Here is a 22,771-nt window from a genome sequence, read left to right as displayed (position 1 = left end):
TGTCAGCCTTATGAAACCGGGTAGATTTTGGAAATGATAAGATTGCCTTAGTATCTCGTGGAGGTTGGGTGGTGGCGTCGTCTCTTCATGATCTTTTCAGCAAAATCATTCGCATTGGCACATTGACGGTTCGCGGGCCGGGGGGCGAGCGATCCTATGGCGGGGGAGAGGCAAGGGGCGGCGGCGCGGGACGCAAGGTGACCATCCGCTTTGCCGATGAAGCGGCCGAACGCGCCCTTGCCGCCGATCCGCAATTGCAGCTCGGTGAACTCTACATGGATGGCCGGCTTGTCGTCGAAGAGGGCGATATCTACGAGTTCCTCGCCCTGATCAAGGACAATACGCTGAAGGAGGGTCTCACCTTCGGCATCCTCCTGCGCGGCATTGGCCGCATCATCGCCGCGCAGTTGCGCAACCGGCTACCGGTCAACCGCAATAGCCGCAACGTGGCGCATCATTACGATCTCGACGAGCGCCTTTTCTCGCTGTTTCTCGATGAGGACTGGCAATATTCCTGCGCCTATTTCCATCCGCCCGGGATTTCGCTGGATGATGCGCAGATTGCCAAGAAACGCCATATCGTCGCCAAGCTTCTGGCCGAACCGGGCCAGAAGGCGCTGGAAATCGGCTCCGGCTGGGGCGGCATGGCCATGTATCTGTCGGAATCATCCGGCGTCGATGTCACCGGCATCACCCTCAGCCGTGAACAGCTGAAGATCTCGCGGGAACGCGCGGCACGGCGCGGGCTTGCCGGCAGCGTCCGTTTCGAACTGCAGGATTTCGAAAACCTGCCGCCGAGCCAGACCTATGACCGCATCGTGTCCGTCGGCATGTTCGAACATGTCGGCCGTCAGAACTATCGCCGGTTCTTCCGCAAGGTGAGCGATCTCCTTCACGAGGACGGCGTCATGGTCCTGCACTCGATCGGCCAGCCCTATCCGGCGCTCTACAACAATCCCTGGATCGAGAAATACATTTTCCCGGGCGGTTACATACCCTCGATCGCGGAGGTGATGCCGGCGCTGGAAAAGGCCGGCCTGCTGGTCTCGGATATCGAAATCCTGCCGTTGCATTACGCCCATACGCTTCGGCACTGGCGCGAGCGCTTCCTCGCCAACCGGCAAAAGGCGCGGGCGCTTTACGATGAGCGGTTCGTGCGCATGTGGGAATTCTATCTTGCCGGCTCGGAAATGGCCTTCACCCACGAAAGCTTCTTCGTGTTCCAGATGCAGATCGTGCGCAAACGGACATCGGTGCCGGACCATCGCGATTATATTCACGCCCGGGAGGCGGACTTGCGGGCTTTCGAGCAGAGGCGCCTGCCGCTCGAAAAGATCGCCGGGTGAGCCGTAGGAGCGGGGGTCGCTACGGCCGCAAGGGCCGGCGCCAAGGGGCCACGCGCGGTGCCGGCGAATTTGCAAAAACGAAAAGTTGACATTCGGCGAAAGGCTATCTATCTATGGTTTATCGATATTTTCTTGCCGAGATCTTTCTTTCTGCGCGTTTGGCAACGCGTGTTGGACGACCCTCCCTCTAAAGCATCGTTATCACCATCCGCGACGCATATACGTGGCGGTCCCCCATGTTGCTAAGAAAGGGTTCATCATGACCACTGGCACAGTTAAATGGTTCAACTCCACCAAGGGCTTCGGCTTCATCCAGCCTGACGACGGCGGCGCTGACGCTTTCGTTCACATCTCCGCTGTCGAGCGCGCCGGCATGCGCGAACTCGTCGAAGGCCAGAAGGTCTCCTACGAGCTGGAACAGGACCGTCGCTCGGGCAAGATGTCGGCCGCAAACCTGCGTTCGCTCTAAGACCGGTTTCGCTTTCCCTGACCAGGGACAATAGACGAACTGGCGGGGTCGAAAGCGGAAGACCATCGGAAGGTCAGGTGCAAACCTGGCCTTTTTCTGTTTCAAAGCGTCGGCAGGCTGCCGCTGCGTTAATGCCAAAGGACCAACAACATCATGAGCAACACCGCATCGCTGACGGTCGAACTGACGCCGACCCAGGTCCGGGGCCTGAAGCTTGCCAAGGATGGCGATCTGTTCCCGCAGGAGGGAAACCGCTGGACGCATCTCAACGCGCAGGTCACCTATGCGCCCTCGGATCGCTTCAAGGAACGCCCGCGCGCCATCAAGACCTCGACGACCGCGACCGTCAACCAGCTGCGTGAATACGGCTTGCTGCGCGAGCTGGACCCGGAAGTTGCCGCAACGGAATCCGCCCACGGCATCACCATGGCCGGCAAGATGTGGCTGTTGAAGCACAAGTAACCTGTCCCGCCCGGGAGTGCGGTCCATGACGGCAGATCTCCACGACATCGCGCATGACGCCCGTTTCGACGGCCTTGCCGACGTGGCCGTCGATTGGGATTGCCAGGCCTGTGGCGCCTGCTGTTCCTATTCCGCCGAATGGCCGCGCTTCACGCTGGAAACGGACGAAGCGCTCGAGCGCATTCCCGAACAGTTTGTTGCGCCCAATGGCAGCGGCATGCGCTGCGAGGGCGAACGCTGTTCTGCCCTGGCCGGGCAGGTGGGTGTCGGGGCCTCCTGCACGATCTACGCGGTGCGGCCCGATGTATGCCGCGCCTGTATGCCGGGCGATGACGAATGTCGCATCGCCCGCGCCGCTTTCGGGCTGGATGTGCGGGGGGGCGAAACGGACGGGACAACGCCGAAGGCGCAATCGCCGTCCGATCGATAGATCCGTCGCGATCGCGCGGAGATCCGCCGGTCGGGCGAGGGGATGTTTGCGAGGGCGCGCCCCCGTCGTTCTCAGCCACAGATCAGCGTCACGGCTGGACCCGCTTGACCAAATCTTCCACGCGGGGCAGAAACCCGGGCATGACAAACGTCCCCGATGATACCGGCCGCGTGGCCGATGCGCCTTCCGACAACTGGGTTTACCAGGTCCTGCCGCGCGCCGCCTGGCCCTATGCCCAGCTTGCCCGCTGGGACCGGCCGATCGGCTGGCAATTGCTGATGTGGCCGTGCTTCTGGTCGGTCGGGCTTGCCGCCAACCACGATGTCGCCGATGGGCGCTTTTCCCTGGCCTGGGTTCTGTTCTACCTTTTCCTGTTCTTCGTCGGCTCGGTCGCCATGCGCGGCGCCGGCTGTACCTATAACGACCTGATCGACCACGATATCGATATGGAAGTGGCGCGCACCCGCTCGCGCCCGCTGCCGTCGGGCCGTGTCAGCCGCACCGAGGCTAAACTGTTCGTCGGCGCGCAGGCGCTGGTCGGGCTCTGGGTCCTGTTGCAGTTCAACCTGTTTTCGATCGGCCTTGGCATCCTGTCGCTGGTCGTGGTGGCGATCTACCCTTTCGCCAAGCGCTTCACCGACTGGCCGCAATTCTTTCTCGGGCTCGCCTTTTCCTGGGGGGCGCTGATGGGCTGGTCGGCACTGTTTGCGCAGGTCTCGTGGGCGTCGTTCTTCCTCTATGTCGCCGCCGTCTTGTGGACCATCGGCTACGATACGATCTACGCACATCAGGACAAGGAGGACGATGCGCTGGTCGGGGTGCGCTCCACCGCGCGCGTGTTTGCCGACAACACCAAGGCCTGGCTGGTCGGGCTCTACGGCATGGCGCTGTTCTTCCTGATCCTTGCCTTTGCCGCAGCCGGCGTCGGCCTCCTCGGCTATCTCGGTCTGGCCGTGGCGGCAGTCATGTTCGCCTGGCAGATCCTCATTCTGGAAATCGACAACCCGGATCACTGCCTGCGCCTGTTCAAATTCAACGGCCGGGTCGGCGGTGTCATCTTCATCGCGCTGATGGCGTCGCTGGCCTCGCTGTCATGACGCTTTTTCATCGCTGAGACGGCAAAAGGCCCGGTCGTGAGACCGGGCCTTTTGCATTTGATACCTATCGGTGATCCATGCCGCGCCTTAACGGCGGGCGATGATTTCCTTGCCTTCGATCTTCATCGCAACGCCAAGGCTGCCGGTGGTGCGGCGCACCAGGAAGCGCGGCCGGCGGGCGGCAAAATAGGAATGGCGGCGGCGCTGCGCCGGCGGGTTCTGGCGCACTTCGCCGAGGTGGTTTTCAAGCGGACGGGCAACGCCGTCGGCTTCCACCATCAGCATGGGAATATGGAAGGCTTCCGACCAGGAGCGCCAGTCGGCGGCAATGTCGCAGAGGTCATGTGCTACGAGAAGCGGCACGCACAGGTCGGCATCCTCGTGGTGCAGTTCGAGCGTCACCGTCACTTCGCCGTCGCCATGGTCGATGGCGCGGGCGGCAACGCCCTTGAAGGCGCGGGCAGGCAGCGCAAAGGACATCGGCAGGCCGCTCTGGGGCAGGATCTTGCGCAAGACCGCGCCACGCTCGTCGATGGTGATGGATACATCGCCGTCGGCATTGCGCAGGCTGTAGCTGATCTGCTGGAGAATACGCGCGGGGTCGAGCCGCAGAGCTGATCCGGCCCATGCGGGCTTGAGAACCGATTGTGTCATCTACTATGCACCCTTGTTTTACCTGAGAGCCGTTACCGACTTCTCCCGGGACTTTTGTCCTCTGATGGGGTCAACATAGGCGCCCGCTTTCCAGAACCGCTTAAAAATCGAGGTTAAGAAATCCCTGCCGAACCAGATGGTTAGCAAATGTGAATCTGTTACGGTTTCGGAAATCTGAACGGTGCGCGACCTGTCCGGTGGCGGCACGCACCTGTGCCGGGAAAAAACAGGCGGGGGCGGAACGGCGCGTAAAAAGGTCCGGACAAGGCTGGGGCAAGGCCGTGATGGGATAATGGTGCAAGCAATTCCTTAAGCGGGCGCGTGTAAGACATGGCATGGGCGGCAGCGCGAAGGCAGGCAACAAGGGCATTTGCATGGTCTCGACATATCTGAGCTACGATCTCGTCAATCGCGATCTGTCGGCCAGCCTCAAGCGGGTGTCCAACCAGTCTGCCGTCAAGCGCGAGGCCGAGTATTACGAGGCCAATATCGGCAAGGTCACCACCGTCGACGAGTTCATGGACGACTACAGGCTCTATGCCTACGCCATGAAAGCCTACGGCCTGGAAGACATGACCTATGCCAAGGCCTTCATGAAGAAGATCCTGGACAGCGATCTGTCCGACGACGACAGCTTTGCCAACAAGCTGACCGACGACCGCTACCGCGATTTCGCCAATGCCTTCAACTTCTCGGCCGCCGGGGCGACGGCGCAATCGGCCGCACAGATCGAAAACTTCACCGATCTCTACGGCACGACGATGGCGCAGCAGGAGGCAAGCGTCACGACCGAGACGACTTATTTCAACGGCATGATGGACAATATCGGCAGCGCTGATGCGCTGCTCGGTAACGAGCGGCTACGCACCTACCTGCTGACCTCCTATGGGATCGACCAGAAATATTACGACCGCGACACGCTCAAGGGCGTGCTGTCCAGCGATACGAGCGATCCGGACAGCTATATCAACACCACGCTCGGCGTGCAGCGCGATGATCTGACAGCGAGGAAGACCGATGCGCAGACGCGTCTTGCCGCTGCCACCACCGCCGCTGACCGCAACAGGATCCAGGCAGAGATCAACGGCTACCAGGCCTCGCTCGACAAGATAAAGAGCTATTACGACATGGCCGACGCCTTCAATTTTAGCGCCGACGGCGCCATGCCGGCGGGCGGCGCCCAGACGGCCGACCAGAAGGCGACGATCAACGGGCTTTATTTGAGCCATCAGGAGCGCCTGTCTTCGGCCAATGCGATTGCCGAACGCGACTATTTCAATGCCAAGATGGCGACAGTCGACGATGTCAACGACATCCTCGTCGACACGCGGCTCTACAACTATGTGCGCACGGCGTTCGAACTGTCGGGGATCACCATCGTGCGCGCCACGATCGAGCAGATTCTCACCAGCGATCTCGACGATCCGGGCAGCTATGCCAACATCTACGGCAAGAACAATCCGAAATTCCTGGAGCTGGCGCGGTCGTTCAATTTCGGCACCGACGGCAAGGTGGCAGTGGGCGAGGCCCAGACCGCGGCGCAGGCGTCCGCGGTGGCAAGCCGCTATTTCAGCCATTACAACGACACCCAGGACGAGGCCGACGAAAAGTCGATCAAACTCTACAAGACCGCCATTGCCGAAGTCGATTCCGTCGATGAATTCCTGTCGACCGCAGATGTCTACAATTTCGCCCTGAAAGCGGTCGGGCTCGACCCTTCGAGCGTTTCCAAATCCACCATTCGTCAGGTCCTGACGAGCGATCTCGGCGACTCCAGGAGCTATGCCTACAAGCTTAACGACGAACGCTATCTGACGCTCGCCAAGGCCTTCAACTTCACCCGCGACGGCGGCATCACCACGGCATTGACGGCCCAGACGGAAGGCACGATCAAGTCGATCGCCTCCGACTTCATCGTCAAGAGCACGCGCTTTATCGACAACGAAAAGCGACTGGGCATCAAGGAAACCGAAGACGCCACGGGCAAGAAGGTGCGCGAGAACATCACCGCGCAGAGCAAGGCCAAGGAAGAGGCTGCGGTCGAGACGAAATACTATTCGGAGAAGATGCTGGGCATCAAGACCGCCGCCGAATTCATCAGCGACGACCGGCTGACCAAGGTCCTGCTGACGGCCTATGACATCGATCCGAAAACCGTCGACAAGGATTTCCTCAAGCAGGTTTTCGCCTCCGATCTCAACGATCCGAAAAGCTTCGTCAATCAGCAGACCAACACCGTCTGGGCGGAAATTCTCGGTACGTTCAATTTCGATACCAAGGGCAATCTCGCCAAGCGCGACGACGGTTCGGCCATCCAGACGCAGGGCAAGATCCTGGCCACCGAAAACCGCTTCACCCGCCAGACGCTGGAGGAGGAGCAGGGCGAAAGCAACAACGGCGTCCGGCTTGCGCTTTATTTCGAACGCATGGCGAAATCGATCACCAGCGCCTACGACATTCTCGGCGATACCGCGCTTCTGGAATTCTTCCGCACCAGCTTCTCGCTGCCGGAGGAATTCAGCAATCTCGATGTCGACAAGCAGGCCGCGCTGGTGAAGAAATACATGAACCTCGAGGATCTGACCGACCCGGAAAAGGTCAAGACGATGATCAACAAGTTCACCGCGCTCTACGATCTCGAAAACGACAATTCCTCATCCTCGGCGCTCAGCATCCTGACCGGCAACGCGGCAGCCGGCGGCATCAGTGCCGACCTTTTGTATTCGATCAGCCAGTATCGGTAACACATACGCCGGAGCATTGACCAAATGTGTAAAACACGTATTTTACACATTTGGGAGATTGTCCTTCATGGCGCATGTTCTGAAAGTTTCCGCCACCGAATTCGCCCGAAGGTTCACGACCTTCCGGGAGCGGGTACAGTCGGCCGGCGTGATCGAGATCACGGCGCATGATCGCACGATCGGCGGCTTCCTCTCCGCGTCCGAACTTACCCGTTATCACGAGATGAAGAAGCGTGAGCGTGAGGTGATACCCGCCGCCGAGATCGATGACGCGACAATGGCCCTGATCATGAATTCCGAGTATGGCAAGGCCTCGGAGTGAGCTATCCGAACCCCGTCGCAGGTCTTGTCATCCGATACAACTATCTGTGGGACAGCGAGAGACGCGAGGGGCTTTCCGATGGTGCCAAGGACCGTCCATGCGCGATCGTCGTCTACCATTCCAAAACCAGTGATACGATCGTCGTGCCGATCACGCACGCTCCGCCCATGGCTGGCGAAGAGGATCTTTCCATCGAAGTTCCGCCCGACCTGTGCAGCCAGCTCGGTTTGGACGATGACGTCAACTGGATCCGCCTAAGCGAAGTCAATCGCTTCGAGTGGCCCGGCATTCATCTGCGGGCGCTTCCGTCGCAGCCGGGCCGTTACCATTACGGAATGGTCCCGCCGGAGCTGTTCGCAGCGATCAAGGCCGATCTTCACGATGCGATGAGGAAGGGACGGGTGGCGCTGGCCAGACGTCAGGCATCTGGTGATGCCGGAAACGCCCGCCGACCCGCTCACCCCACGATCACCTTGTCCGGGTTCATGATGCCGGCCGGATCGAACGCATGCTTGATGCGGCGCATCAGATCCATCTCGATATCAGAGCGGATGTGGGCAAGTTCGTCGCGCTTGAGCTGGCCGATCCCGTGTTCGGCCGAGATCGAGCCGCCGGCCTCGAGCACCAGAGCATGCACGATCGCGTTTACCTCGCGCCAGCGGCCGATGAATTCCGCCTTGTCGGCGCCGACAGGCTGCGAGATGTTGTAATGGATATTGCCATCGCCCAGATGTCCGAAGGCGCAGACGCGGGCGCCGGGAATGGCGGCCAGCACCGCTTGTTCGGCCCGCGCCATGAAGCTCGGGATTTTCGAGATCGGCACGGAAATATCGTGCTTGATCGAGCCGCCTTCCGGCTTTTGCGCGCCCGACATGCTTTCGCGCATGTGCCACAGCGCCTGTTGCTGGGCAACCGAGGACGCGATCACCGCATCGCGCACCAGACCGGCCTCGAACCCCTGTTCGAGAACTGCCTGTATCATGGTCTCGGCGGTTTCGGCACGGTCGGAGGTGGAAATGTCGATCAGCGCATACCATGGATGCGGCGCTTCCAGCGGATCGCGCACGCCCTCGATATGTCTTGTGGTGAACTCGACGCCGATGCGCGGCATCAGTTCGAAGCCGGTCAGTGCCGCACCACACAAGCTCGACGCCTTCTCGAACAGTTTGAGCGCATCCTCGGTGGAATTGAGGCCGGCAAACGCCACCTGATGCCCGACCGGCCGCGGAAACAGCTTTAGGACCGCGCCGGTAATGACGCCCAACGTGCCTTCCGCGCCGATGAACAGGTCGCGCAGGTCGTAGCCGGTATTGTCTTTCTTCAGCCGCCGCAGCCCGTCCCATATCTCGCCGGTCGGCAGCACCACTTCCAGCCCGAGGCACAGTTGCCGCATGTTGCCATAAGCGAGCACCGCCGTGCCGCCCGCATTGGTGGAAAGGTTTCCGCCGATCCGGCACGAACCCTCCGAGCCGAGTGACAGCGGAAACAGCCGGTTGACCTCTTCCGCCGCGCGCTGCACTTCGGCCAGAATGACGCCGGCATCGCAGACGAGCACGTTTGCCACCGGATCCACATCGCGGATGCGGTTCATGCGTTCCAGCGACAGGATGATATCTGCCTTGCCGGCCCGCGGCGTCTGTCCGCCGACCAGTCCGGTATTGCCGGTCTGCGGCACGATGGCCGTACCGGTCTCGCTGGCAAGCTTCATGATCGCGGCGACTTCCGGCGTCGATCCCGGCCGCAACAGCATGGGCGACGTGCCGATATAGAGGCCGCGGTCCTCGGTAAGCCGCGGCGAGAGTTCAACCGCGTCGCGGATGGCGTGGGTCTCGCCGACAATGGCGGCAAACCGGTCGAGAAGGGCGGTGTCGATCACCTTGGCATCGGTCTGCGGAACATCCATCGGCGTTTCTCCCAAGGTCTTCGTGTCGGTGACGGTCGTCTCGTCCTATTCGCGCGGGGCGGCGGCGCGCACCAGCCGGTCGTTGATTGCTTCGCCAAGGCCCTGGCTCGGAATGGCGGTAACGGCAATCCGTTCCGCGCCCGTTGCATCGGCTTGGCTGAGATAGTCGAAGAGATTGGCAGCGGCCTCGCTCAGATCGCCGCTCGGGCTCAAGTCGAACACGGCTTTAGCCTGCTCCATGCCCTCAATGGGGACGCCGCCCAGACGGATCAGCGCTTCGCCCGCTTCCACATGGCGGGCGTTGAGCCGCACGGCCGCCCCCGGTGCGTAATGCGAAGCCAGCATGCCCGGCGCCTCGATGATCGCCGCGGGTCCTTCCCGGCGTTCGACGGTAAGACCGGTGGCGGCCTCGATATCTTCCACGGAAAGCCCGCCCGGCCGCAACAGCGTGATCACGCCGCCCTCGACCCGCAGGATGGTCGATTCGACGCCGACCGGCGCCGCACCGCCATCGATGATCAGCGTTAGCTTCTCACCCAGATCGTCCGCCACATGCCGCGCGCTTGTTGGGCTGATCTTGCCGGACGTATTGGCGCTGGGAGCGGCCAATGGCCGGTCGAGCGCTGCGATCAGTTCGGCGGAGAAACCTTTGGGCACCCGGATGCCCACCGTATCGAGACCCGCGGTCGCCAGCGGATGGATGCGGCGGCCTTCCTGCCTCAAGGGAAGGATCAGCGTCAGCGGTCCCGGCCAGAACGTTTCCGCCAGCTTTTTGGAGATCGCATCGAACTCCGCATGCCGTTCAGCCATCGTCAAATCAGCCATGTGGCAGATCAGCGGGTTGAAACGGGGCCGGCCCTTTGTCTCGTAGATGCGGGTAATCGCGGCCGGATTGGTGGCATCGGCGGCAAGCCCGTAGACGGTTTCGGTGGGAAGAGCGACCGGCAGGCCGTCCTTCAGAATTCTCACGGCGGCGTCGATCGCCGCCTGCTTGTGCCCGATGCCGTCGATGATATCAGCTGTCATGCCAGTGCTGTAGCGCGCGGCCGGCGCAGGGGCAATATCAATCGCGTCCTACATCTTCTGCAGGATGGCGCGAAACGCGCTGTCCGGCGCGCCAAGCATCAGCACGTTGCGCAGGGCTTCCTGCGGATTGGCGGTCTGGAACAATACGCCATTGTCGCGCAGATCGCGGTTGATGCGCATTTTTGCCGTGCCCGGTTCACCTTCGATGGCCACCGCGAAATACATGCGCCGCCGCTTCGCATCGATCTGCGCGAAGAACTGCTCGTCCTCACCGATCTGCGCAAAGAAATTGCAGATATAGAAGGACCAACTGACGGAGCGCCGCGCCAGATAGGTGCTGGCCGCCGTCACATGGCAATAGCCCAGATGCGGACGCTCGGGAAAGGTGCGGTGAAACAGCACCTTTGGAAACTTGATATCGTGGTGAAAGGCGTTCAGCCGCTCATGCGTGGTCTCGCCCGCGGTCTCCAGCTTGCGGCCGGTGCGTGTCGCCACTTCCGCATAGGTGAGGTAACGCCGCTCCTTGGGAAGCCAATCGTCCCGCTCGCGCGAGATCCGGCCGGTGCGCAGGAATTCGGAATGGGCGACCGGTTTTACTTTCGGCGCCACCGGATGCCAGCCGCTGGCATCGTAATATCTGAGCTTGGTTCCTGCTTCCACGACGCTGCCGCTCCCTTGGCCGAAGCGCAGATTAGCAAGTGTTTGTTAACGGCTTCTTTCCACGCTTTATCGCGCCCGCTGGCGCTCTTTGCGGCCGCCACGGGGTTTTCCAGGCCCTTGTTTCGCCGTGCATCGCTTTTGTCGTCAATGTCGCAGGCGATGTCGCAATGCCGCTCCACCGTCGAAACCCTGCCACGGTATAACGGTCCCATGGTCGCGACAAACGGTTCGCAGCGCGCACGGCCCCGATCCGCCACGCAAGACCCGGCAAGACAAGACCCGGCAAGACAAAGGCCAAGGCGAGGACTGGAACATGGATATTCGCAACGACGTGCTGCGGCAGCTGAAAAACCATCGCCCCGGTTTCAGCCTGGACCAGCCCTTTTATATCGACAGGGATTATTTCCAGCTCGATATGGAAACCATCTGGTATCGCGACTGGCTGTTCGTCGGGCATGACTGTGAAATCCCCAAGCCCGGCAATTATTTCACGCTGCAGATCGGCGATTATCCGGTCGTTATCGTGCGCGGCCGCGACAAGGTGATCCGCGCCTTCCACAATACCTGCCGCCATCGCGGCCACCGCGTCTGCACCCAAGAGCGCGGCGCATCTGCCAAGCTCGTCTGTCCCTACCATCAGTGGACCTACGATCTCGACGGCTCGCTGGTTTTCGCTCGCCAGATGGCCGAGGATTTCGACAAGTCGCAATTCGGCATGAAGCACGTCCATTGCGAAAGCGTCGCCGGCTATATCTTCATCTGTCTAGCCAACGAGGCCCCAGATTTCGCGCCGGTTCGTGAAAAGATCGAGCCGTACATGGCGCCGCATCGCCTGTCGGAAGCCAAGGTGGCGCACCAGAACACCATCATCGAAAAGGGCAACTGGAAGCTCGTCTGGGAAAACAACCGCGAGTGCTATCACTGCGCCGCCAACCACCCGGAACTCTGCCGCACCTATCCGGAAGCGCCTTCGGCCACCGGCGTGCAGGGGGCAGGCGACGATCCGGTGATTTCCGAACACTGGGCGCGTTGCGAAGCCGCCGGCCTGCCGAGCGCCTTCGATATGCACCCGGACGGCCAGTTCCGTGTGGCCCGCATGCCGTTGATCGAGGATGCCGAAAGCTACACGATGGACGGCAAGCGCGCCGTGCGCCGGCCGCTCTCGGACGACGTGACGATCTCGCATATCGGCACCATGCTGCTGTTCCATTACCCGACCACATGGAACCACCTGCTCGGCGACCACGCCATTTCCTTCCGCGTGCTGCCGATCAGCGCCGAGGAAACCATGGTCACCACCAAATGGCTGGTCCACAAGGATGCGGTCGAGGGTGTCGATTACGACCTCGAGGAACTGACCCATGTCTGGAACATGACCAACGACCAGGACCGCCAGATCGTCGAGGAAAACGCATTCGGCATCCGCTCGCCGGCCTATGAGCCGGGCCCGTATTCCGAGCTTCACGAGGGCGGCGTCATGCAGTTCGTCGAGTGGTACACGAAATTCATGGTGGACCGCCTGCAGGGCGACCAGGCGAAACTTTCGGCCGTCGCTTGAGCCCACCAACCGTCAATGCCTGAACCTTGATACGTGAGATGAACATGGCGGCAGTCTATCCGCACCTCGACGAGTTGCAGCCATGGAATGCAAGGCTGCAGCTTCTGGAATGCATTTCCGTCACGCCGGAAACGGCCGACGTAATGACCTTCATTTTCAAGCCTGAAAAGCCGGGCTGGTTCCGCTATGTGCCGGGCCAGTTCGTGACGCTGGAACTGCCGGTCGGCCCGAATGGCGTGAAGGAACCGGTGATGCGGACCTACACGCTGTCGTCCAGTCCTTCGCGTCCCTTCACCGTCGCCGTCACCGTGAAGGCGCAGAAGGACAGTATCGGCACCCGCTGGATGTTCGATAACCTCAAGCCGGGGATGAAGATCCGCGCGCTCGGTCCGCTGGGCGACTTCTCCTACGTCAAACATCCGGCGCCAAAATACCTGTTCATCTCGGCCGGTTCCGGCATCACGCCGATGATGTCGATGACCAGGGATCTGAACGACCGCGCGCCGTCGAGCGATGTCGTCTTCATCAACTGCTCGCGCACCCCCGCCGACATCATTTTTCGCCGCGAGCTGGAAGACCTTGCGCGGCATATGCCAAAACTGACTCTCGGCCTGATCGTCGAAAACTCGCCGCGCCATGATGCCTGGGTCGGTCTGCAGGGCATGATCGACCGCGCCAAGATCACCATGTTCGCCTCCGATTTCATGGAACGCACGGTATTCTGCTGCGGCCCGGAACCGTTCATGACCGCCGTGCGCGGCCTGCTCGAAAGCCTCGGCTTCGATATGGCGAACTACCATCAGGAAAGCTTCGCACCCGCCCTTCCGTCGGTCGAGGAACTGCCCTCGACGGCGGCCGAAGGCGCGGTGCTGGCCAGGATCGCCTTCACGCTGGCCGGCAAGGAAGTGCCCTGCCAGCCGGGCCAGACCGTGCTGATGACGGCACGCGCCAACGGCGTGCGCATCGGCGCCGCCTGCGAATCCGGCCTCTGCGGTACCTGCCGTGTTCTGCTGGTCTCGGGCGAGGTGGACATGAACCACAATGGCGGCATTCTCGATGAGGAGATCGAGGACGGCTATATTCTGGCGTGTTGTTCACGGCCGAAGGGGGATGTCGCGGTGGAGGCTTGAGGGGCTGCGTGGCCTCACCTCCGCTCATAGGGCCTGCCCGGCTAGTGTCGGACTGGACCAAAAAGGCCGCTTTGCGTTAAGGCCTGCCGGATGCGTTTCATCGCCATTGCTGTCTCTCGGCTTACAAACAAAGATGATCTGGCTCCATGGGGCCCGCCGAGAAAATAGCCTCTCATAGTCTCCCATGACTCTCCGAGATGCGCCCAATGCCAGCCCGGAATTTCCTGATCTAACATCAATCCCACCGCCGTCCGCTTTGGCACCAATTTTCCCATCTCTAAGGGGCGATCCCATTCGCAACGTACTACGACTCGTTACCGGTCCCGCCGAGGCCTTCCCTCACAAACCCCTTACCCGCATTCATCTTTCGTGATGCCACTTCGGGAACTCTGGGCCGCATCACACGTTTCAATCTCGACAATCCGATAAGAATGACTTCGAGGAAACATCCATGATGAATATCCGCAAGCGGCTCGCGACCGTTGCCGTTGCTTTTACCGTCACCGTGACCGGCCTTGTGCCAGCGCACGCATTCCAGATGCCGGCGCCGGTTGCCGTCCAGACGAGTAATTCGGCACAGGTTACCGATGTTCAGTATCTGCGCAACGAGCGCCGCTGGGATCGTCGCATGGACCGCCGGGCCGAACGTCGCTGGGACCGTCGCATGGATCGTCGTGCCGGCTGGTATAACGGTCATCGCGGCTATCGTGACCGCCGCGCCGGCTACCGTTACCACAATGGCTACTGGTATCCACTGGCCGCCTTTGCCGCGGGTGCGATCATCGGCGGTGCAGCAAGCCGTCCGACGGTCAGCTCTTCTTCGGCTCATGTCCGCTGGTGCTCGGAGCGTTACCGCACCTATCGCGCCTCGGATAACACCTATGTGCCGCGCGCCGGCGTCCGCGCCGTCTGCAATTCGCCCTACTGATCTTCCCCTCGGATCGGTAGGGGCCACGGCATGACGCCGTGATACCCATGGCCCGGCAGGAGCATGATGCTCCGCCGGGCTGTCTCGTTGGGCAGGCTGTTTTGCCTCACGCCATTCGTTAAGCCGCGGTTCAGGCGCGGTTTCGCACATTCGCCACCATCATGCGTTTCGATCAATCAGTGAATGGAGACACCCCATGACCATGCTGATGAAGACTGTTTCGATTTTCGGTGTGGCGGCAGCCATGCTGGCGACCTCGGTTGCGCCGGGCGCGGCGATGCCGGTCGTGCCCGCCGCACCCGTAGTGAAGGCGGCACCTGCCAGTGGCGGCGATGTGGTTCAGGTCCAGTACTGGCGTGACCGCGGCTATTACGGCGGCTATCGCGGATACCGCGACTATCGCCCGCGTCACCGTTACCATAACGGCTACTGGTATCCGCTGGCGGCCTTCGGCGCTGGCGCCATTATCGGCGGTGCGCTTGCGGCCCCGACCTATAATGAGCCGCGTTACGTCGAGCCGGTGCCGCGCTATTACGAGCCGGCGCCGCGTTACGTCGCTCCACCGCCGCGCTACGCAGCGCCTGCCGCTGGCATCAACCCGCAGCATACCGACTGGTGCCTGGCGCGTTATCGCTCCTACGATGTCTATTCCAACACGTTCCAGCCCAATTACGGCCCGCGCAAGCAGTGCTATTCGCCGTATTTCTGAGGCGACAGGTTCAAGCGCCTTCAGCCCGTCCGGTTCGCTCCGGGCGGGTTTTCTCTTGCGTCAGAGTATCCGCGCCCGCCGCAGCACGAACCATGCAATCGCAATCGACAGGGCGATGAAGATCACCGCGAACATCGTGCCCGTCTCGCCGTGTTCGAACGGCATGCCCGATGTGTTCATGCCGAAAAAACCGGTGACCAGCGAGGGCGGCAGCAGGAAGGCCGTCATCAGCGACAGGATGTAGAGGTGACGGTTGGTCTCTGACGACTGCTTGCTGTCGATTTCCTCATGCAGCAGCCGCGCCCGGTCCTGCAATGCATAGACGTCGTGATCGACCGCCTCGAGCCGGCTGGTCAGCCGCCCCGCGACATCGTCGAAGCCGAGCGGCATGTCGTCGTCATCGGCGGCGGCTGCGCGCCGCATCAGTGCGAGAACCGTGCGCAAATGCCGGTGCAGCCGCACGACGGTGCGCCGGACAGGGGCAAGCCTGCGGCGCTCGTCGCGCGGCGCGTTGTCATAGACGAAATCCTCGATCTGGTTCAGCTCTTCCGTCAGTTCCAGCACCAGCGTGATCAGCGTGCGCTGGAATTCGGCGACGATGGTCTCGAACACGTCGATCGGCCGGCGATAACGCCCCGCATTCTTCTCCACCGCGGCGCGCACGCGATCGATCGAGCGTAGCGGCTGAAGACGGGTGGTGATGATCAGTTTTTCGGTAACGACAAAATGCAGCCAGCCGATATCGCGGGTCTCGCTGTCGAATTCGCGCTGAAAATCGACCAGCGTGCCGAACACCATCTGCTCGTCGAGTGTGATCGCCGCATGCGTGTCATGGGTGGTGAGCGCGGCCACCGCATCCGGCTGCAGGCCGCCAAAGCCTTCGAGAAAGGCCGGGACGCGCTGGTCGGCAAGGTTCAGGTGCAGCCACAGGAAACCGCCGTCTTCCACGGCAAGATCGCCGCGCGATGCCTCTGTCGCCAGCCGTGTACAGGGCGTTCTGTCGGCATGAAAGCGATAGGCCCAGACAAGGCCGGGAATGGCGGGGGTGAGAAGCGTCATCGACAGGGATCCGCGGCAGGGAATGCCATGCCTGTTAGACGCTGTCTGTGACACCCGTTGCAACAGGTTTTTGCGAAACCTCACCTGCGCGTCGCCGCGCGGAGTGGCCGGACCCTGTCGGCGCGGTGATGACGACGAGGCAGAAAATCACCAGCGCTACGCCCAGCCAGCCGAGCGGCGACAGTCGTTCGTCCAGCAGGACCACCGCCAGCACCGCCGCCACGACCGGTTCCAGGAGCGTGATCGTCGTTGCCATGCTGGCCGGAATGCGGGCGAGCCCCATGCCGAAGGCGATATAGCCGAGAAACATCGGCACGACCGCCATGTAGAGCCCCACAGTGGCATTGCTCCAGGAAGAAAGGAACGGCCCCCCGGTGATGATCAGGACCGGCATCAGCAAGAGCCCGCCGACCCCGAAGGTTGCGCCCATGGCCGCCCTTGAGGGAATGCCGCGCAGCATCAGCCCGCGCGCCGTGAACGAATAGAGCGCATAGGTCAGGCCGCCGAGAAGGCCGAGCGCTATCCCCAGGAGGGGCGCAATGCCGAGGAGAGGGGCGATGCCGGAAGGGGTCGAATGGCCGGAAATGGCAGTCTGCGCATACGGGCCGTTCTGCGCCATGCACAGAAGCACCATGCCCGCAAGCCCGATCAACGCTCCGCCGAGCCAGCGCCGGGAGAGCCTCGTGCCGTCGAAAACCCTTTCGATCAGCGCCGAAAGAAGCGGCGCCGAGCCGATGGTGACGACCGTGCCGATGGTGACGCCGGAAAGCCGCATCGCGCCGTAAAAGGCAAGCGGATAGATCGCGACCGCAATGCCGCCGACCGCCAGCCACAGCCAGTATCGTTTCAAGGCCGCTCCCGCCCGGCCGATCGAGCGAAGGGCGATCGCCGCCTGCATGAGCCCGCCGAGCCCCATGGCGGCCGCCCCGATCGCCGCCGCCCCGACCTCAGGCGCAAAGGCCGCCGCGGTCCCGGTCGTGCCCCAGACGAGCGAGGCAAACAGCACGCCGGCAACGCCGAGGCGAAATTCGGTATTTTTGGCGGTCATAGGGCGTCCAGCATGTCGAGGGTCATGGCCCGGGCTTCGGAAACGAGCGTGCTATTGCCTTCCAGCCCGGCGCGGGTGATCGCGCCCTCGAGCAGGAAGGCCAACTGCCGGGCCATCGTTTTGGCACGCGCGGCGTCGCCGTCGAGAAGGTTGGTGAGCGCCTTGGCCAGCAGCGCTTCCACCTCTTCCTTGTGGCGCCGCACCGCATCGCGGCCGACATCGCCTACAGTCAGTTCGGCTGCGGCATTCAGCAGCCCGCAGCCGCGAAAGCCGCGCTCATAGGCATGTTCGGCATGGTCGCGATAGGCGTCGAATACCGCCAGAACCTGTTCCTTCGGGGTCGCGGCTGTTGCCGCGCGACGGGCATGCAGCGCCAGCCATTCATCGTGGCGGATGTCCAGATAAAGCCGCACCAGATCCGCTTTCGAGGCGAAATTGTTGTAGAGGCTCTTCTTCGCCACACCGGCGCGGGCGATGATCGCATCGATCCCGGTGCCGGCAATGCCGTTTTCGTAAAACAGAACGGCGGCCGCCTTCAGCAGTTTGTCGCGCGCCGTGTCCGACGCAGCTACCCTGTCCGTTTGCATGGCAATATCCATGACGCTTCCCTGTGTAGGTAGACCGGTCTACCTATCAGATCTACAAAGGTCAAGCACCGCCGAGAATCATGCTATGCGGGGCAAACTCAAGACTGAAGGCCCGCATGGAAACCGCGCTTTATCTTCCCGTCAAAACCTTTCTCGAAGCCGCCGGCTACACGGTGAAAGGCGAAATCGGCGGCTGCGATCTGGTCGGGCTGAAGGGCGAGGGCACGAAGGACGGAGATTCGGCCGTGGTCGTCGTCTGCGAATTGAAGCTCACCTTCAATCTCGAACTCCTGCTGCAGGCGGTGGATCGCGCCAGCGTTTCCGACGAGGTCTGGATTGCCGCGCGCGTATCGGCAAAGGGCCGCGGCCGCGAGAGCGACAGGCGCTACCGCGATCTGTGCCGCCGGCTCGGTATCGGCATGCTCGGCGTATCGGATAGCGGCGCGGTCAGCGTCATCGTCTCCTCGGTTTCGCCGATGCCGCGCACCAATCCCAAACGCCGAACCAGACTGGTCAGCGAACATCGCAGGCGGACCGGCGATCCGGCGCTGGGCGGCTCGACGAAGGTACCGATCCTGACCGCCTATCGCCAGCAGGCGCTGGCCATCGCGTCTGCTCTGGCCGAGGGGCCGCTTCGCCCGCGCGATCTGAAGGACACAGCCGCCAATGCCGGCTCCACCCTGCGCAACAATTATTACGGGTGGTTCGAAAAGGTCGAAAAGGGCGTCTATGCCTTGACCGACATCGGCCGTGAAGCCCTGAAACGCTGGGACCGCCCCTGACGGCGACCCGCATCATGCCGCCGCCGCTCGATCGGTTGCTACAGGCGAAAGGAAAACCGATGGCCGGACAACTCGACAGCACTCTTGCGGCGCGCATCGAAGCGCTCACCGATGCCGGCGACGCGTTGGGCGCTGAGGAGGATTTCGAGGCGGCGCTTGACCGCTACTGGGATGCATTCGAGCTTCTGCCCGAGCCGAAGACCGACTGGGAGGCCGGCACCTTTCTGCTTGCCGCCATCGGCGAGGCGAATTTCTTCCAGGGCGATTTTGCCGCCGGTGCGGAAAATCTCGACCTTGCAATGGATTTTCCAGGCGCGCCCGACAACCCGCTTCTGGCGCTGCGGCTCGGTCAATGCCTGTTCGAGCGCAACGATCCCGACCGTGCCGCCGAAACGCTGATGCGCGCCTACAGGGCGGAGGGTGCTGCCCTGTTTGCGGATGAGGATCCGAAATATCTGACGTTTCTGGCCACGCGGGCCAAGGGGATCAATGTGCCGGGGGCGAAGAAGAAACCGTTCTGGAAGGTCTGGTAGGAACGCGCGTCGGCATGCCGTGCGCGCGCCAGCGACCGTCACCAGTCCGGGCGCGTCACGTCCGTCCCGCCGTCCTGCCATTCGTGATAGGCGGCAACGGCGTTTTCCCGCCAGACGTCGAGCAGGCCCGGATCCTGCCACAGCAGGAAGCCGCCGATGACCAGCGCCGCCACCAGCGCAATGCCGATCAGTTTGCGCACCACGAACATCACCAGCCAGATGACGACGAGCGCCACCACGCCCATGACGAGAAAAGAATAGATGTCTTCGGGCATTGCGGTCTCGAACATGTCCATCGCCGCTTATAGAACGAGGCTTGTGGCCGAAGAAGGGCAGGAGCGCCGCCAGGGCGCCGAAGGATCGGGCTTTCGGTTCAGCCCTTGGGTCACGCTTCGAAAATGGCCTCGATCGTCTGTTCCAGCACCTTTGCGATGACGAAGGCAAGCGGCAGGCTCGGATCGTAGCGTTCGTTTTCGATGGCGTTGACGGTCTGGCGCGAGACGCCGAGCCGGACCGCCAGTTCGGCCTGCGACCAGCCCTTTTCCAGGCGCAGCGCCTTGACCCGGTTCTTCATCGAAAACGCCGGTTGCTGACGATGCCGCCGATGATCCACAGCACCGCCATCAGCGGCCAGACGTAGAACATCGACAGTTTCGGAAAGCCGACATTTTCCAGAAAGCCGTAGCTGAATGTCATCAACGCCGTACCGGCAAAGGCGAGCGAGAGCGCTTCCAACTGAATGCGCTGCTGCAATTCGTCCGATGCCCGCAACTGACGCATCACGGCAACGGCGACGCCAAGCGCCGGCAGCATCGGCAGAAGCGACACGACCGTCGCCCAGATGCCGGTCACGGTGCCGGCGGCAACCAGCAATATCGACGCGATCAGCACCGCCATATAGGCGCCCATGCTCACGCCGAATTCCACGAAAAAGCGGGTTCTGTTCATGATCGTCTCCTGTAAAGCATGCTTTACATATCGAGGCATCCCGCAATCTGTCAAGCACGCTTTACATGCGAGAACGGCTGCCGGACTTGCCGCAAAAGGGGACGACCCAGGCCGCTCAGCGCCGCGGTTTGCCGCTGTCGTAACGCTGCCGCTCGATCTCGCTCGCAAACGGATCCCGTACCGGTTTGGTTTTGCCGCGGGTCTGCTGGCGAAAGCGCCGTTCCTTGCGGACGGTCACGGTAAAGCTCACCACCAGGCCGAACAGGAAGACGGTGGGCGGGCGCCGTCGCCCCATCGATTTCCCCGCTCGCCCGACATTGACATCCGCTTTGACGTTTACGTAAAAAGCATATCGGGAGTGGACGTGTCGCGGCCGATGCCGCAGACGCGCCGATCAGAGGAGACGTTTCGCATGTACAAGGCACCGGTCGAAGAGATCGCCTTCACGCTCAACCATGTCGCGGGCCTGGGCGCCGCGCTGGAGGCGGGCAGGCTGGGCGATCTGAGCGGCGATCTCGTCGAGGCCATCCTGCACGAGGCCGGGCGTTTCGCCGGCGAGGAAATCGCGCCACTCGGCCACACCCTCGACCGCGAAGGCGCGCGGCTCGTGGACGGCAAGGTGATCACGCCGACGGGCTGGCCGGCGCTCTACAGGGCCTGGCGGGAAGGCGGCTGGAACGGTCTCACCGGACCGGAGGAATTCGGCGGGCAGGGGCTGCCGCACATGCTCAACGTCGCGGCGCTCGAAATGTGGAACGCCGCCTCCATGGCTTTCGCGCTCGCGCCGACACTGACGATGGGCGCGATCGAAGCCGTGGCGAAGCACGGCAGCGATGAACTGAAGCAAAAATTTCTGGAAAAGATGGTGTCGGGCGAATGGACCGGCACGATGAACCTCACCGAGCCGCATGCCGGCTCCGATCTCGGCGTGCTGAAAAGCCGGGCCGAGCGGGTGGGTGACGGCTCCTACCGCATCTTTGGCCAGAAGATCTTCATCACCTGGGGCGAGCACGATGCCGCCGACAACATCATCCATCTGGTTCTCGCGCGCCTTCCCGATGCGCCGCCCGGTACGCGTGGCATCTCGCTGTTCCTGGTGCCGAAATTTCTGGTGAACGGCGATGGCACGCCGGGTGCACGCAACGATCTTTTCTGCCACGCGCTGGAACACAAGCTCGGCATACACGGCTCGCCCACCTGCACGATGATTTTCGGCGATGGCCGGTTCGGGGATGAGAAGGGCGCGATCGGCTATCTCGTCGGCGAGGAGAACAAGGGGCTGGCCTGCATGTTCACGATGATGAACAATGCCCGTCTCGCCGTCGGCATCCAGGGCGTGGCGATTGCCGAAGCCGCCACCCAGAAGGCGGTTTCCTATGCCAAGGAACGCACGCAGGGCAAGACGCCGGGGGCGACTGCGTCCGGTCCAACGGGGGCAATGTCGCCGATCATCGAGCACCCGGATATCGTTCGCACGCTTTTGACCATGAAGGCCCTGACGCAAGGGGCACGCGCCATCTGCTATGCCTGCGCCCACGCCATCGATCTGTCGCACGCGACCGAAGGGGGTGAGGCAAAGGCATGGGCGGAACGCGCCGCCATTTTGACGCCAATCGCCAAATCCTTTTCCACCGATATCGGCGTCGAAGTCGCCTCGATGGGCATTCAGGTCCATGGCGGCATGGGCTTCATCGAGGAAACGGGCGCGGCCCGCTATCTGCGTGATGCCCGCATTGCCCCGATTTACGAAGGCACCAACGGCATTCAGGCGATCGATCTCGTCACCCGCAAACTGCCGCTCTCGGATGGGCGCGCCGTCCGCGGGTTCATGGGCGAGCTGAAGGCCGTGGCCGAGAGACTGGCTGCCGCCAACGAACCGGCTTTCGGCACCTCCGCACAGCGTCTGTCGGCGGCAATTGCCGATCTCGAAGCCGCGACCGACTGGCTGCTGGAGGCCCTGGCGGCCAATCGCCAGGCCGAGGCGCTGGCCGGGGCGACGCCCTATCAGCGGCTGTTCGGCCTGACCTTGACGGGCGCCTATCTCGCCACCGGCGCGCTGGCGGCGGCCGGCGATGGTGACGGAGACAAACGCGTGGCAATTTGCCGTTTCGCGGCGGAAAACCTGCTGGCCGAAACGGCGGCCTTGAAGGACGCGGTAATGACGGGTGCGGCCAGTCTCGAAGCGGCGCGGGCCGTGCTGTCTTAGGAGTGTGCCGGGCTGGGAGGCCCTGTCCAGGAGAGTGCTGTCTCCGATCTACTCTCCAGACAGTCGGCGTCTCCTGGGGATCTCTGATTGGAGGGTTTGAAGAGCGGGTGAGGCCGATGGTTCAACGCTGGTCACGCGGGGGGGCGGACGCAGTCTTCTGACGTAACTGT

25 protein-coding genes are annotated in these 22,771 nt (G+C 62.3%); 14 read left to right on the top strand and 11 right to left on the bottom strand.

Annotated features, from left to right (window positions below):
• Positions 1–71: 71 nt before the first annotated feature.
• The 5 genes from ACQKKX_RS19755 (at position 72) to ubiA (ending at position 3,804) form a co-directional block, all read left to right on the top strand.
• Positions 72–1,346: a class I SAM-dependent methyltransferase gene (locus ACQKKX_RS19755; RefSeq protein WP_427573173.1), complete on the top strand. Its 1,275-nt coding sequence runs from the start codon at positions 72–74 to the stop codon at positions 1,344–1,346.
• Between the two features lie 259 nt (positions 1,347–1,605).
• Complete coding sequence (locus tag ACQKKX_RS19750) at positions 1,606–1,815, top strand: cold-shock protein (protein ID WP_427573171.1); 210 nt, start codon at positions 1,606–1,608, stop codon at positions 1,813–1,815.
• A 153-nt stretch (positions 1,816–1,968) separates the two neighbouring features.
• Entirely contained in the window at positions 1,969–2,277 is a 309-nt protein-coding gene (locus ACQKKX_RS19745; RefSeq protein ID WP_427573170.1) for a hypothetical protein, read from the top strand.
• Between the two features lie 25 nt (positions 2,278–2,302).
• Entirely contained in the window at positions 2,303–2,707 is a 405-nt protein-coding gene (locus ACQKKX_RS19740; protein ID WP_427573169.1) for a YkgJ family cysteine cluster protein, read from the top strand.
• Positions 2,708–2,847: 140 nt separating this feature from the next.
• A complete protein-coding gene (ubiA, locus tag ACQKKX_RS19735) occupies positions 2,848–3,804 on the top strand; it encodes a 4-hydroxybenzoate octaprenyltransferase (protein WP_427573167.1) in 957 nt (318 codons plus the stop codon).
• Between the two features lie 87 nt (positions 3,805–3,891).
• Here the strand turns inward: ubiA and ACQKKX_RS19730 are convergent, their stop codons facing one another.
• Positions 3,892–4,458 (bottom strand): DUF6101 family protein, encoded by a 567-nt coding sequence (locus ACQKKX_RS19730; protein WP_427573165.1) that lies wholly within the window; start codon positions 4,456–4,458, stop codon positions 3,892–3,894.
• 374 nt (positions 4,459–4,832) lie between these two features.
• Here ACQKKX_RS19730 and ACQKKX_RS19725 point away from each other — a divergent pair, with 374 nt between their 5' ends.
• Both ACQKKX_RS19725 and ACQKKX_RS19720 read left to right on the top strand, forming a co-directional pair.
• Positions 4,833–7,202, top strand: a complete 2,370-nt coding sequence (locus ACQKKX_RS19725; protein ID WP_427573164.1) for a DUF1217 domain-containing protein — start codon at positions 4,833–4,835, stop codon at positions 7,200–7,202.
• A 67-nt stretch (positions 7,203–7,269) separates the two neighbouring features.
• The gene (locus ACQKKX_RS19720) at positions 7,270–7,524 is read left to right on the top strand and encodes a hypothetical protein (RefSeq protein ID WP_427573162.1); all 255 of its coding nucleotides are present in this window, start codon (positions 7,270–7,272) and stop codon (positions 7,522–7,524) included.
• A gap of 457 nt (positions 7,525–7,981) precedes the next feature.
• Here the strand turns inward: ACQKKX_RS19720 and ACQKKX_RS19715 are convergent, their stop codons facing one another.
• Genes ACQKKX_RS19715 through ACQKKX_RS19705 form a run of 3 tightly spaced genes read right to left on the bottom strand, consistent with a single transcriptional unit; the run spans position 7,982 to position 11,113 of the window.
• Positions 7,982–9,427 carry an FAD-binding oxidoreductase gene (locus tag ACQKKX_RS19715; RefSeq protein ID WP_427573160.1) on the bottom strand — a complete coding sequence of 482 codons (1,446 nt, stop codon included), beginning with the start codon at positions 9,425–9,427 and terminating at the stop codon, positions 7,982–7,984.
• 45 nt (positions 9,428–9,472) lie between these two features.
• Positions 9,473–10,453, bottom strand: a complete 981-nt coding sequence (locus ACQKKX_RS19710; protein ID WP_427573158.1) for an L-threonylcarbamoyladenylate synthase — start codon at positions 10,451–10,453, stop codon at positions 9,473–9,475.
• Positions 10,454–10,501: 48 nt separating this feature from the next.
• Positions 10,502–11,113, bottom strand: coding sequence for a DUF6656 family protein (locus tag ACQKKX_RS19705; protein WP_427573156.1), 612 nt, complete (start codon positions 11,111–11,113; stop codon positions 10,502–10,504).
• A gap of 313 nt (positions 11,114–11,426) precedes the next feature.
• Here ACQKKX_RS19705 and ACQKKX_RS19700 point away from each other — a divergent pair, with 313 nt between their 5' ends.
• The 4 genes from ACQKKX_RS19700 (at position 11,427) to ACQKKX_RS19685 (ending at position 15,438) form a co-directional block, all read left to right on the top strand.
• Complete coding sequence (locus ACQKKX_RS19700) at positions 11,427–12,671, top strand: aromatic ring-hydroxylating oxygenase subunit alpha (protein WP_427573155.1); 1,245 nt, start codon at positions 11,427–11,429, stop codon at positions 12,669–12,671.
• A 38-nt stretch (positions 12,672–12,709) separates the two neighbouring features.
• The gene (locus tag ACQKKX_RS19695; RefSeq protein ID WP_427573153.1) at positions 12,710–13,801 is read left to right on the top strand and encodes a 2Fe-2S iron-sulfur cluster-binding protein; all 1,092 of its coding nucleotides are present in this window, start codon (positions 12,710–12,712) and stop codon (positions 13,799–13,801) included.
• Between the two features lie 451 nt (positions 13,802–14,252).
• Complete coding sequence (locus ACQKKX_RS19690) at positions 14,253–14,729, top strand: BA14K family protein (RefSeq protein ID WP_427573152.1); 477 nt, start codon at positions 14,253–14,255, stop codon at positions 14,727–14,729.
• Between the two features lie 196 nt (positions 14,730–14,925).
• On the top strand, positions 14,926–15,438 hold the full coding sequence (locus tag ACQKKX_RS19685) for a BA14K family protein (protein WP_427573150.1): 513 nt from the start codon (positions 14,926–14,928) through the stop codon (positions 15,436–15,438).
• A gap of 60 nt (positions 15,439–15,498) precedes the next feature.
• Here the strand turns inward: ACQKKX_RS19685 and ACQKKX_RS19680 are convergent, their stop codons facing one another.
• From ACQKKX_RS19680 to ACQKKX_RS19670, 3 genes are read right to left on the bottom strand one after another with little or no spacing between them, the layout of a single operon-like run.
• Positions 15,499–16,497, bottom strand: a complete 999-nt coding sequence (locus tag ACQKKX_RS19680) for a transporter (protein ID WP_427573149.1) — start codon at positions 16,495–16,497, stop codon at positions 15,499–15,501.
• 34 nt (positions 16,498–16,531) lie between these two features.
• Positions 16,532–17,545: a DMT family transporter gene (locus tag ACQKKX_RS19675; protein WP_427573147.1), complete on the bottom strand. Its 1,014-nt coding sequence runs from the start codon at positions 17,543–17,545 to the stop codon at positions 16,532–16,534.
• Entirely contained in the window at positions 17,542–18,144 is a 603-nt protein-coding gene (locus ACQKKX_RS19670) for a TetR/AcrR family transcriptional regulator (protein WP_427573145.1), read from the bottom strand. Before ACQKKX_RS19670 ends, ACQKKX_RS19675 begins: the two co-directional genes overlap by 4 nt.
• 104 nt (positions 18,145–18,248) lie before the next feature.
• On the opposite strand from ACQKKX_RS19670, the gene ACQKKX_RS19665 reads away from it, so the two are divergent.
• The gene (locus tag ACQKKX_RS19665; RefSeq protein ID WP_427573143.1) at positions 18,249–18,914 is read left to right on the top strand and encodes a DUF2161 domain-containing phosphodiesterase; all 666 of its coding nucleotides are present in this window, start codon (positions 18,249–18,251) and stop codon (positions 18,912–18,914) included.
• Positions 18,915–18,973: 59 nt separating this feature from the next.
• Positions 18,974–19,447, top strand: a complete 474-nt coding sequence (locus tag ACQKKX_RS19660; protein ID WP_427573141.1) for a hypothetical protein — start codon at positions 18,974–18,976, stop codon at positions 19,445–19,447.
• 38 nt (positions 19,448–19,485) lie between these two features.
• Here the strand turns inward: ACQKKX_RS19660 and ACQKKX_RS19655 are convergent, their stop codons facing one another.
• The 4 genes from ACQKKX_RS19655 to ACQKKX_RS19640 all read right to left on the bottom strand — a co-directional run bounded on the left by ACQKKX_RS19655 (position 19,486) and on the right by ACQKKX_RS19640 (position 20,690).
• Entirely contained in the window at positions 19,486–19,737 is a 252-nt protein-coding gene (locus ACQKKX_RS19655) for a hypothetical protein (RefSeq protein WP_427573139.1), read from the bottom strand.
• A gap of 95 nt (positions 19,738–19,832) precedes the next feature.
• Positions 19,833–20,021, bottom strand: a complete 189-nt coding sequence (locus ACQKKX_RS19650) for a helix-turn-helix transcriptional regulator (RefSeq protein WP_427573138.1) — start codon at positions 20,019–20,021, stop codon at positions 19,833–19,835.
• Positions 20,018–20,395, bottom strand: a complete 378-nt coding sequence (locus tag ACQKKX_RS19645; protein WP_427573136.1) for a hypothetical protein — start codon at positions 20,393–20,395, stop codon at positions 20,018–20,020. The genes ACQKKX_RS19650 and ACQKKX_RS19645 overlap by 4 nt, the downstream gene beginning before the upstream one ends.
• 115 nt (positions 20,396–20,510) lie before the next feature.
• Positions 20,511–20,690, bottom strand: a complete 180-nt coding sequence (locus tag ACQKKX_RS19640; protein WP_427573134.1) for a hypothetical protein — start codon at positions 20,688–20,690, stop codon at positions 20,511–20,513.
• 117 nt (positions 20,691–20,807) lie between these two features.
• On the opposite strand from ACQKKX_RS19640, the gene ACQKKX_RS19635 reads away from it, so the two are divergent.
• The gene (locus ACQKKX_RS19635; protein ID WP_427573132.1) at positions 20,808–22,601 is read left to right on the top strand and encodes an acyl-CoA dehydrogenase; all 1,794 of its coding nucleotides are present in this window, start codon (positions 20,808–20,810) and stop codon (positions 22,599–22,601) included.
• Positions 22,602–22,771: the final 170 nt, after the last annotated feature.

This window comes from Neorhizobium sp. NPDC001467 (assembly GCF_050275975.1).
In the GTDB taxonomy this organism is placed as follows: Bacteria; Pseudomonadota; Alphaproteobacteria; order Rhizobiales; family Rhizobiaceae; genus Neorhizobium.
This window is presented reverse-complemented; position numbering and strand designations above follow the sequence as displayed.

What these genes read in the sequence shown, in the direction of transcription:
- ACQKKX_RS19750 (WP_427573171.1), top strand. Translation starts at nt 1,606, where the DNA reads ATGACCACTGGCACAGTTAAATGGTTCAACTCCACCAAGGGCTTCGGC.
- ACQKKX_RS19745 (WP_427573170.1), top strand. Translation starts at nt 1,969, where the DNA reads ATGAGCAACACCGCATCGCTGACGGTCGAACTGACGCCGACCCAGGTC.
- ACQKKX_RS19740 (WP_427573169.1), top strand. Translation starts at nt 2,303, where the DNA reads ATGACGGCAGATCTCCACGACATCGCGCATGACGCCCGTTTCGACGGC.
- ubiA (WP_427573167.1), top strand. Translation starts at nt 2,848, where the DNA reads ATGACAAACGTCCCCGATGATACCGGCCGCGTGGCCGATGCGCCTTCC.
- ACQKKX_RS19730 (WP_427573165.1), bottom strand. Translation starts at nt 4,458, where the DNA reads ATGACACAATCGGTTCTCAAGCCCGCATGGGCCGGATCAGCTCTGCGG.
- ACQKKX_RS19725 (WP_427573164.1), top strand. Translation starts at nt 4,833, where the DNA reads ATGGTCTCGACATATCTGAGCTACGATCTCGTCAATCGCGATCTGTCG.
- ACQKKX_RS19720 (WP_427573162.1), top strand. Translation starts at nt 7,270, where the DNA reads ATGGCGCATGTTCTGAAAGTTTCCGCCACCGAATTCGCCCGAAGGTTC.
- ACQKKX_RS19715 (WP_427573160.1), bottom strand. Translation starts at nt 9,427, where the DNA reads ATGGATGTTCCGCAGACCGATGCCAAGGTGATCGACACCGCCCTTCTC.
- ACQKKX_RS19710 (WP_427573158.1), bottom strand. Translation starts at nt 10,453, where the DNA reads ATGACAGCTGATATCATCGACGGCATCGGGCACAAGCAGGCGGCGATC.
- ACQKKX_RS19700 (WP_427573155.1), top strand. Translation starts at nt 11,427, where the DNA reads ATGGATATTCGCAACGACGTGCTGCGGCAGCTGAAAAACCATCGCCCC.
- ACQKKX_RS19695 (WP_427573153.1), top strand. Translation starts at nt 12,710, where the DNA reads ATGAACATGGCGGCAGTCTATCCGCACCTCGACGAGTTGCAGCCATGG.
- ACQKKX_RS19690 (WP_427573152.1), top strand. Translation starts at nt 14,253, where the DNA reads ATGATGAATATCCGCAAGCGGCTCGCGACCGTTGCCGTTGCTTTTACC.
- ACQKKX_RS19685 (WP_427573150.1), top strand. Translation starts at nt 14,926, where the DNA reads ATGACCATGCTGATGAAGACTGTTTCGATTTTCGGTGTGGCGGCAGCC.
- ACQKKX_RS19680 (WP_427573149.1), bottom strand. Translation starts at nt 16,497, where the DNA reads ATGACGCTTCTCACCCCCGCCATTCCCGGCCTTGTCTGGGCCTATCGC.
- ACQKKX_RS19675 (WP_427573147.1), bottom strand. Translation starts at nt 17,545, where the DNA reads ATGACCGCCAAAAATACCGAATTTCGCCTCGGCGTTGCCGGCGTGCTG.
- ACQKKX_RS19670 (WP_427573145.1), bottom strand. Translation starts at nt 18,144, where the DNA reads ATGGATATTGCCATGCAAACGGACAGGGTAGCTGCGTCGGACACGGCG.
- ACQKKX_RS19665 (WP_427573143.1), top strand. Translation starts at nt 18,249, where the DNA reads ATGGAAACCGCGCTTTATCTTCCCGTCAAAACCTTTCTCGAAGCCGCC.
- ACQKKX_RS19660 (WP_427573141.1), top strand. Translation starts at nt 18,974, where the DNA reads ATGGCCGGACAACTCGACAGCACTCTTGCGGCGCGCATCGAAGCGCTC.
- ACQKKX_RS19655 (WP_427573139.1), bottom strand. Translation starts at nt 19,737, where the DNA reads ATGTTCGAGACCGCAATGCCCGAAGACATCTATTCTTTTCTCGTCATG.
- ACQKKX_RS19650 (WP_427573138.1), bottom strand. Translation starts at nt 20,021, where the DNA reads ATGAAGAACCGGGTCAAGGCGCTGCGCCTGGAAAAGGGCTGGTCGCAG.
- ACQKKX_RS19645 (WP_427573136.1), bottom strand. Translation starts at nt 20,395, where the DNA reads ATGAACAGAACCCGCTTTTTCGTGGAATTCGGCGTGAGCATGGGCGCC.
- ACQKKX_RS19640 (WP_427573134.1), bottom strand. Translation starts at nt 20,690, where the DNA reads ATGGGGCGACGGCGCCCGCCCACCGTCTTCCTGTTCGGCCTGGTGGTG.
- ACQKKX_RS19635 (WP_427573132.1), top strand. Translation starts at nt 20,808, where the DNA reads ATGTACAAGGCACCGGTCGAAGAGATCGCCTTCACGCTCAACCATGTC.